This window comes from Paraburkholderia sp. Tr-20389, from assembly GCF_017104565.1.
Lineage (GTDB): Bacteria > Pseudomonadota > Gammaproteobacteria > Burkholderiales > Burkholderiaceae > Paraburkholderia.
In genome coordinates this window covers 1-8,928 of record NZ_JAAGPD010000091.1, presented here as the reverse complement: position 1 = coordinate 8,928, position 8,928 = coordinate 1, and the positions used below count along the sequence as shown (strand labels likewise).

Sequence of the window (8,928 nt, the reverse complement as noted above, 5' to 3'; positions counted from 1 at the left end):
CGCAGAAGGCGGCTGCGACGTCGGATGCCGATTGGGAAACGTTCTGACGCACCAAAATTGGGCTCGCGCAGCGGCAGTCGCCGTTTCGCGCGAACACCCGCCGCGTCCGCTCGCTCGAAATGCCGCGGGCTGACGCAGCGTCACGGGACGGCTGCCCTCGCCAGGGCAGCCGTCTTTTTGTTTTCTGAGCGCCCCCGAACCGACCCGCCGCGCCATTGTTCCGGTACATTGACGAACGCGGTTGCGGACATGCTGCCCGGCGTCATCGTGCATGTATCCACACCGCATGACGGCGTGCACGAACCCTATGAAGCAAGGGCGTGCTGCACGAGCTGCCGCGAGCCCTCGGATGGTCGCCACGTCATGCGCTGCTGCTTCTGCCTCGCGCCGCCTCAAAACAGCCAACAAGGGATACGACATGACGGATCACGACCTCGCGCAACGCCTCGTGCTTGCGCGCTGCCAGCACCGCGCCATCGACACGCTGCCGCTCGACTCCCTCCCGCCCGATGCCGCCACCGCCTACGCGATCCAGCAGGCGGTGATCGCGGGGCTGGGCGGCGAAACAGGGGCCTGGAAAATCGGTGCCAAAGCTCCGGGCGGCCCCGCCTCGGGCGCGCCGATTCCGGCGGCACTGACGGTCGCGTCGCCGGCCCGGCTCGAACATGGTTCGTTTTTTCGCGTGCTGCTGGAACTGGAAGTTGCGTTCCGCTTCGCCGAGCCGATCGCACCGCACGGCCAGGCGTATGCGCGCGACGAAGTGCTCGCGCGCGTCGGTTCCGTCTTGCCGACCATCGAAATCGTCGACAGCCGCTTCGCCGAGTGGCCGAACGTCGCACCGCTCGCCCAGCTTGCTGACGCACAGAACAACGGTGCGCTGGTGGCGGGTCATGCCGTGCCTTATGCGTCGATCGCGCGCTCGTTCGATTTCGTCTCGCCGGAACTCGAATTAACCTTTGAAGGCAAGTCGCTCGTGCCCGATTCGCCTGGCAATCCCGCCGGCGATCCGCGCGAACTGCTCGCGTGGTTCGTCAACCATTGCGCCGCGATGGGTATCACGATCGAGCCGGACTGGATCATCACGACGGGCTCGTATGTGGGCGCACATCGCGTCGATGGACCTGGAACCGTGTATGGCCATATCGACGGACTGGGCGAAGTTGAAGTCGCATTGACGTAAACCATTAAGCACCGCAACACCCGTTTCCCCGCATGCGGCGCCGGCGTTCTGACGTGCCGGTGCATGCGCATGCAGTCACCCGCCTGTCTGCACCGTCCGCATCCACCCGTTCGTTGCCTCCTGATCGTTCGCCTGGAACGCACAGTTCGCGAAGGGCGGACACCTGACTACATCCCCCTATTCAGACACATGCTGCACTCGTCGTCATATAGACATGAACGAGCGTGCATGCCGACCCTGCACTCAACATGGATTTCCGGCAACGTCTGGTTCACTCGACGCTCCGACCATGCACGCATTCGCGTGCAGTTTTGCGTTGAACGAATTGACGTATGCACTGACGAACAGCAGGACATGCGCGCTGGCGCACATGCAAAACATGTAACACAGCGGGCATGCTGTCGTCGAAAACACGGATGTGTGCGTTATGGCGGAAAAGGCGGCAACGGATTGCATGACGCGCAGGCATCGCGACACGAAGCACCCGTCACATGCGCTGCGGGAAGGAGCAAGAAGAAGTAATGTGTGGGCGGAGTGTGGTCAGGCAGACAGCGTGCTGCACGGCTGTTTGCGAAGGTGCGGAAAAGTGCAGGAAAGCGCGCGGTGCCACATGTATCGGATGTCATGCGACACATGAAACGCAGGGAAGGAACGCGAGATGCAATGCAGCACGTCGGTCATGTTTCGCACGACTGTGGGCAACGATTGTAGGTGAGCGTATTTTCGTCATCAAGCAGGCGGTGATGAGTGCTGGCAGTGGCGCTATTTTCACAACGTAGTTCGTGAAAAAAAATTTAAAAGGGTTTAGGATGAATTCGAGCGATGTCGTTTCCTGATAGCGCGCCGCGCACGACATCGTCCCAGACTTCGGCGAGGAGGTAGCATGGATATCTACAGCAGTTTCGCGACCCGCTTCGAGAAAACGCGAGAGGAGGAACTTTCGCTCGAGGAGTATCTCGCGCTCTGCAAAGACAATCCCGCCGCGTACGCCACTGCAGGCGAGCGCATGTTGACGGCAATCGGGGAACCGGAACAGATCGACACTCGCAACGATACGCGTCTGTCGCGTATCTTCGCGAACAAGGTGATCAAGGTATACCCCGCGTTCCGTGAGTTCTACGGAATGGAAGACGTGATCGAGCAGGTGGTGGCCTACTTCAGGCACGCCGCCCAGGGGCTCGAAGAAAAGAAGCAGATTCTGTATCTGTTGGGCCCGGTGGGCGGCGGCAAGTCGTCGATCGCCGAACGGCTCAAGCAGTTGATGGAACGCGTGCCGTTCTATTCGATCAAGGGTTCCCCCGTCAACGAGTCGCCCCTCGGCCTGTTCGATTATGACGAGGACGGTCCCATCCTCGAAGAGCAATACGGCATTCCGCGCCGTTACCTGAAGAGCATCCTGAGCCCGTGGGCCGTCAAGCGCCTGCATGAGTACAACGGCGATATCCGCAAGTTCCGTGTGGTGCGCCGCTATCCGTCCATCCTCCGGCAGATCGGCATTGCGAAGACCGAGCCTGGCGACGAAAACAATCAGGACATTTCGTCGCTCGTCGGCAAGGTCGACATCCGCAAGCTCGAACAGTACGCACAGGACGATGCAGACGCATACAGCTACTCGGGCGGTCTGTGCCTCGCCAATCAGGGCCTGCTCGAATTCGTCGAAATGTTCAAGGCGCCGATCAAGGTGCTGCACCCGTTGCTGACGGCTACCCAGGAAGGCAACTTCAAGGGCACGGAAGGCTTCGGCGCGATTCCGTTCGACGGTGTCATCCTCGCGCACTCGAACGAGTCGGAATGGAAGGCGTTCCGCAACAACCGCAACAACGAAGCACTGCTCGACCGTATCTTCGTCGTGAAGGTGCCGTACTGCCTGCGCTACTCGGAAGAGATGAAGATCTACGAGAAGCTGCTGCGCAACTCGTCGTTGTCCAACGCCGTGTGCGCACCGGGCACGCTGAAGATGATGGCGCAGATGTCGGTGCTCACGCGTCTGCAGGAGCCCGAGAATTCGAGCCTCTTTTCGAAGATGCAGGTGTATGACGGCGAGAATCTGAAAGATACCGATCCGAAGGCGAAGTCGTATCAGGAGTATCGCGATTTCGCGGGCGTCGATGAGGGCATGACGGGCGTGTCCACGCGCTTCGCGTTCAAGATCCTGTCGCGCGTGTTCAACTTCGACACGACGGAAGTCGCGGCGAACCCGGTGCACCTGATGTACGTGCTCGAACAGCAGATCGAGCGCGAACAGTTCCCGCCGGAAACCGAGCAGAAGTATCTGTCGTTCATCAAGGACGTGCTCGCGTCGCGTTATGCGGAATTCATCGGCAAGGAGATTCAGACCGCGTATCTGGAGTCGTATTCCGAGTATGGGCAGAACATTTTCGATCGCTATGTCACGTACGCCGACTTCTGGATTCAGGACCAGGAGTTCCGCGATCACGACACGGGCGAGAGCTTCGACCGCGCGGCGCTCAATGCCGAACTGGAGAAGATCGAAAAGCCTGCCGGCATCAGCAACCCGAAGGACTTCCGCAACGAGATCGTCAATTTCGTACTGCGTGCGCGCGCCGCGAACGGGGGCAAGAATCCCGCGTGGATCAGCTATGAAAAGCTGCGCGTCGTGATCGAAAAGAAAATGTTCTCGAATACGGAAGAACTTCTTCCCGTTATCTCGTTCAATGCCAAAGGATCGGCGGAGGAACAGCGCAAGCACGAAGACTTCGTCAACCGGATGGTCACCAAGGGCTATACGCCGAAGCAGGTGCGGCTCTTGTGCGATTGGTATCTGCGTGTGCGCAAGTCGTCATGACAGGCGTAGCGCAATGCCCGCGCAAACGGGTTCGCTTCACCCGATTTGCGCGGGCCTCCTGCGAGGCGCAAGCCGCATGGACATAAGATTGCATGCGCAACTTGCGCCCCGCGTATTCCAAATCGGAGCGGGAGACCGGATGTGCTTCATCAAATCATCGACCGCAGGCTGGCAGGCAAGAACAAGAGCATTGCAAATCGCGAACGCTTTCTGCGTCGCGTGAAGGGATATATTCGGCGCGCGGTGTCGGAAGCGGTGCGCGACCGCAGTATCAAAGACATTCAAAACACCCAGAGCATCACGATTCCGCGCAAGGACATCGCCGAACCGTCGTTCCGGCATGGCCCCGGCGGCAAGCGCGAAATGGTGCACCCGGGTAACGCCGACTACATTCGAGGCGACAAGATCCCGCGCCCGCAAGGGGGCGGCGGCAGCGGCGGCGGTGGCAGCGCCAGCAACGAAGGCGAAGGGCAGGACGATTTCGTTTTCGAACTGAGCCGCGAAGAATTCATGCAGTACTTCTTCGACGATCTCGAACTGCCGCGTCTCGTCAAAACGCATCTGCTGGCCGTGCCGACGTGGAAGAGTATCCGCGCGGGCTGGGCTGCCGAAGGCACGCCGAACAACATCGACGTGGTGCGCTCGCTGCGCAGCGCGCTGGGCCGACGCATCGCGCTCGGTGCGCCGCTCGTCAACGAACTGCACGAACTCGAGAAGCAGCTTGAAGAGATGAAGGCGGACCCCGCCGACCGTCGCGAAGAGATCAAGCTGCTCGAAGACGACATCCACCATCTGCGCGGCCGCATCTGGCGCATTCCGTTCATCGACCCGTTCGATCTGCGTTACGTGAACCGCGTGAAGCAGCCGCAGCCGTCCAGTCAAGCCGTGATGTTTTGTCTGATGGATGTGTCGGGTTCGATGGACGAGCAGCGCAAGGATCTCGCCAAGCGCTTCTTCATCCTGCTGTATCTGTTCCTCAAGCGTAACTACGAGAAGATCGAGGTGGTCTTCATCCGTCACCATACGCGCGCCGAAGAAGTCGACGAAGACACGTTCTTCCATTCGACGGAAAGCGGCGGCACGGTGGTGTCGAGCGCGCTGGAGCTGATGCAGAAGATCCTCGACGAACGCTACTCGCCGACTGAATGGAACATTTACGGCGCGCAGGCTTCCGACGGCGACAACTGGACCGACGACTCGCCGAAGTGCCGCAAGATCCTCGCAGATGACATTCTCGAGAAGGTGCGGTATTTTGCGTACATTCAGGTGACGCCTGAAGAGCAGAACCTGTGGCTCGAATATGCGCAACTCGCACTGTCGCAGCCGCATATGGCCATGAAGAAGGTCGAAACGGCTGCGGATATCTATCCGGTGTTCCGCGAGTTGTTCGAAAAGCAGGTGGAAGCAGCATGACGACACGCCACCTGCACAACGAGGCGCGAGGGTACGAGCCCGAGCGTCGTAAAGGCGTGCCGAAGCAGAGTGAGGCCGGGCATGCCGAGGCGAATACGTCGCACGTGCAGGATGCGCGTGCGTCCGATGCCGGAGCAGGCAAAGCGCCTGACGCAGCTGCAGCACGGGGACCCACCGGGGCGCCCACCGAAGGGCAAAGGGAAGTCCGTATGAACGTTGCCGATAGAAGGCCGTTGCCGTGTCCGTCCGACTGGACCTTCGAACTGATCGAAGAGTACGACACACATATTGCGCATGTTGCGGAGCAATATGAACTCGACGTCTATCCGATCCAGCTCGAACTCATCAGCGCTGAACAGATGATGGACGCGTACGCGTCCGTCGGCATGCCGGTCAATTACCGGCACTGGTCGTTCGGCAAACATTTCCTCGCTACCGAAAAAAGTTACCGGCGCGGGCAAATGGGCCTCGCGTATGAGATCGTCATCAATTCCAATCCCTGCATCGCGTATCTGATGGAAGAGAACACGATGACGATGCAGGCCCTCGTCATCGCGCACGCGGCCTATGGCCACAACTCGTTCTTCAAGGGCAATTACCTGTTCCGCTTGTGGACGGATGCGCATGCCATCATCGATTACCTCGTCTACGCGAAGAACTACATCGCGGAGTGCGAAGAGCGCTTCGGGCTCGATCGCGTCGAAGAGCTGCTCGACTCGTGCCACGCGCTGATGAACTACGGCGTGGACCGCTACAAGCGTCCGCAGAAATTGTCATTGCAGAAGGAATCGGAAGCGCGCCGCGAACGCGAGGCGTATCTGCAGTCGCAGGTCAACGAATTGTGGCGCACGCTGCCGACGCGCCACACGCCGTTGCCCGAAGAAGTGGAAGATCGCTATCCGCCGGAGCCGCAGGAAAACCTGCTGTATTTCGCGGAGAAGAATGCGCCGCTGCTCGAACCCTGGGAGCGCGAGGTCATCCGCATCGTGCGCAAGATCGGCCAGTACTTCTATCCGCAGCGCCAGACACAGGTGATGAACGAAGGCTGGGCCACGTTCTGGCATTACACGCTGCTCAACACGATGTACAACGAGGGCAAGCTCGAAGACGGCTTCATGATGGAGTTTCTCCATTCGCACAGCAACGTCGTCTATCAGCCGCCCGTGACCAAGCCGTATTACAGCGGCATCAATCCGTACGCGCTCGGCTTTTCGATGATGAGCGATATTCGCCGCATCTGCGAGCACCCGACGGAAGAGGACCGCAAGTGGTTCCCCGAACTCGCGGGTAGCCCGTGGCTGCAAGCGTTGCACTACGCGATGCGCAACTTCAAGGACGAGAGCTTCGTCGCGCAGTATCTGTCGCCGCATCTGATCCGCGAAATGCGGCTCTTCTCGGTACTCGACGACGACATGCGCGATGCGCTCGAAGTCTCCGCGATCCACGACGACAGCGGCTATCAATACGTGCGTCAGGCGCTCTCGCGGCAGTACGACATGCATCATCGCGAGCCGAATATCCAGGTCTGGTCGGTGAACACGCGCGGCGACCGCAGTCTCACGCTGCGCCACTTCATGAGCGACAACCGGCATCTGTCGGGCGACAGCGACGAAGTGCTCAAGCACATGGCGCGCTTGTGGCAATTCGACGTGTACCTGGAAAGCGTCGATGAAAACGGCACGGTCAGGAAGCGTTATGAGTGCCGCTATACGGCACCCGCCGTGCGCGTATGAGTGTGCAGTCGGCGACGCCGTTCCGACGACGCTTTGCAAGCTGATCAGCGTCACGAGAGCCAGCCTTCGGGCTGGCTTTTTTATTGTGCACGGCGTTTCGCATCGGATCGCCGATACGTGGCCCGAGAGCGCCCGAAAGGGTAGCGCAGCCCTACAGAATGCCGGGTTCGCGCCGTTATCCTGCGATATCCGTTAAGATACCGACGCGTAAAAGCTTACATATATATACAATCTCGCACGCGTGCTGCAACCCGGTTGCAACAGGACCGAAACCTCGTTGAAACCAGGCTTGAGCGCAACACAAAGGCGGCGTTCGACCGCTGAAACTTCAAAGAAGGGACCGACACCAGCATGACCGATACAACCGTCTTCACGCCCGCCGACACCCGTCGACGCATCTTCGCGATCGTCGGCGCTTCGTCCGGCAATCTCGTCGAGTGGTTCGATTTCTACGTCTACTCGTTTTGCGCGCTGTACTTCGCACCCGCATTCTTCCCGAAGGGCGATACGACGGCACAGTTGCTGAATACGGCAGGCGTGTTCGCCGCGGGCTTCCTGATGCGCCCGATCGGCGGCTGGTTCTTCGGCCGTCTCGCCGACAAGCGCGGCCGGCGTTTCGCGATGATGGTGTCGGTGTTCATGATGTGTGGTGGTTCGCTCGTGATCGCCGCGCTGCCCACTTATGCCCAGATCGGCGCGCTCGCACCGGCGTTGCTGCTGGTCGCGCGCCTGTTCCAGGGTTTGTCGGTGGGCGGTGAGTACGGTACCAGCGCAACGTACATGAGTGAGGTCGCATTGAAAGGGCGTCGCGGCTTCTTCGCGTCGTTCCAGTACGTGACGCTGATCGGCGGACAGCTGTTCGCCCTGCTCGTGCTCGTGATCCTGCAACAGCTGCTGACGACGGAAGAACTGAAGGCGTGGGGCTGGCGTGTTCCGTTCGTGGTCGGCGCGCTGGCCGCACTGGTCGCGCTGTATCTGCGCCGCTCGCTCGACGAAACGACCACGGCCGAGACGCGTCAGCGCAAGGAAGCGGGCACGCTGCGCGGCATGTGGAAGCACAAGGGCGCGTTCTTCACGGTGCTCGGCTTCACGGCCGGCGGCTCGCTGATTTTCTACACGTTCACGACGTACATGCAGAAGTACCTCGTCAACACGGCAGGCATGAACACGAAAACGGCCAGCAACGTGATGACGGCTGCGCTCTTCGTGTACATGATCATGCAGCCCGTGTTCGGCGCCTTGTCCGATCGTATCGGCCGCCGTCAGTCGATGCTGCTGTTCGGCTTCTTCGCGACGATCGGCACGGTGCCGCTGCTGCACGCACTGAAGGACGTGACGAGTCCCGTGATGGCCTTCGTATTCGTGGTGATCGCGCTCGCCATCGTCAGCTTCTATACGTCGATCAGCGGCCTCATCAAGGCCGAGATGTTCCCGCCCGAAGTGCGCGCGCTGGGCGTCGGCCTGTCGTATGCGGTTGCAAACGCGATCTTCGGCGGCTCGGCGGAATATGTGGCGCTGTGGCTCAAGCAGGCAGGCAGCGAATCGATGTTCTACTGGTACGTGACGGCGCTGTGTGCGATCGCGGGCCTCGTCTCGTTCCGCATGCGCGATCCGTCGAAGGAAGGTTATCTGCGCAACGAACCGTGATGCGTCGCGCCTGACGCGCTCATGATCGGCATAGGGGGTAGCCAACAGGCTACGCCCCTGCCACACCACCCGGCATGCGGGTCCGCACCGGGCGGTTCGGGAAGTTGAGGTCAGGAGAGACGGGGTAGGCCTAGTCGGTCGAACCATGC

5 protein-coding genes are annotated in these 8,928 nt (G+C 60.4%); all 5 read left to right on the top strand.

Annotated features, from left to right (window positions below):
• Positions 1-418 precede the first annotated feature (418 nt).
• Complete coding sequence (locus G3N95_RS40055; protein WP_205975596.1) at positions 419-1,180, top strand: hydratase; 762 nt, start codon at positions 419-421, stop codon at positions 1,178-1,180.
• A gap of 883 nt (positions 1,181-2,063) precedes the next feature.
• Complete coding sequence (locus G3N95_RS40050; protein ID WP_205975595.1) at positions 2,064-3,986, top strand: PrkA family serine protein kinase; 1,923 nt, start codon at positions 2,064-2,066, stop codon at positions 3,984-3,986.
• 141 nt (positions 3,987-4,127) lie between these two features.
• Complete coding sequence (locus tag G3N95_RS40045; RefSeq protein ID WP_054926243.1) at positions 4,128-5,399, top strand: YeaH/YhbH family protein; 1,272 nt, start codon at positions 4,128-4,130, stop codon at positions 5,397-5,399.
• Complete coding sequence (locus G3N95_RS40040) at positions 5,396-7,132, top strand: SpoVR family protein (RefSeq protein WP_205975594.1); 1,737 nt, start codon at positions 5,396-5,398, stop codon at positions 7,130-7,132. The genes G3N95_RS40045 and G3N95_RS40040 overlap by 4 nt, the downstream gene beginning before the upstream one ends.
• Positions 7,133-7,483: 351 nt before the next feature.
• On the top strand, positions 7,484-8,779 hold the full coding sequence (locus tag G3N95_RS40035) for an MFS family transporter (protein ID WP_205975593.1): 1,296 nt from the start codon (positions 7,484-7,486) through the stop codon (positions 8,777-8,779).
• Positions 8,780-8,928: the final 149 nt, after the last annotated feature.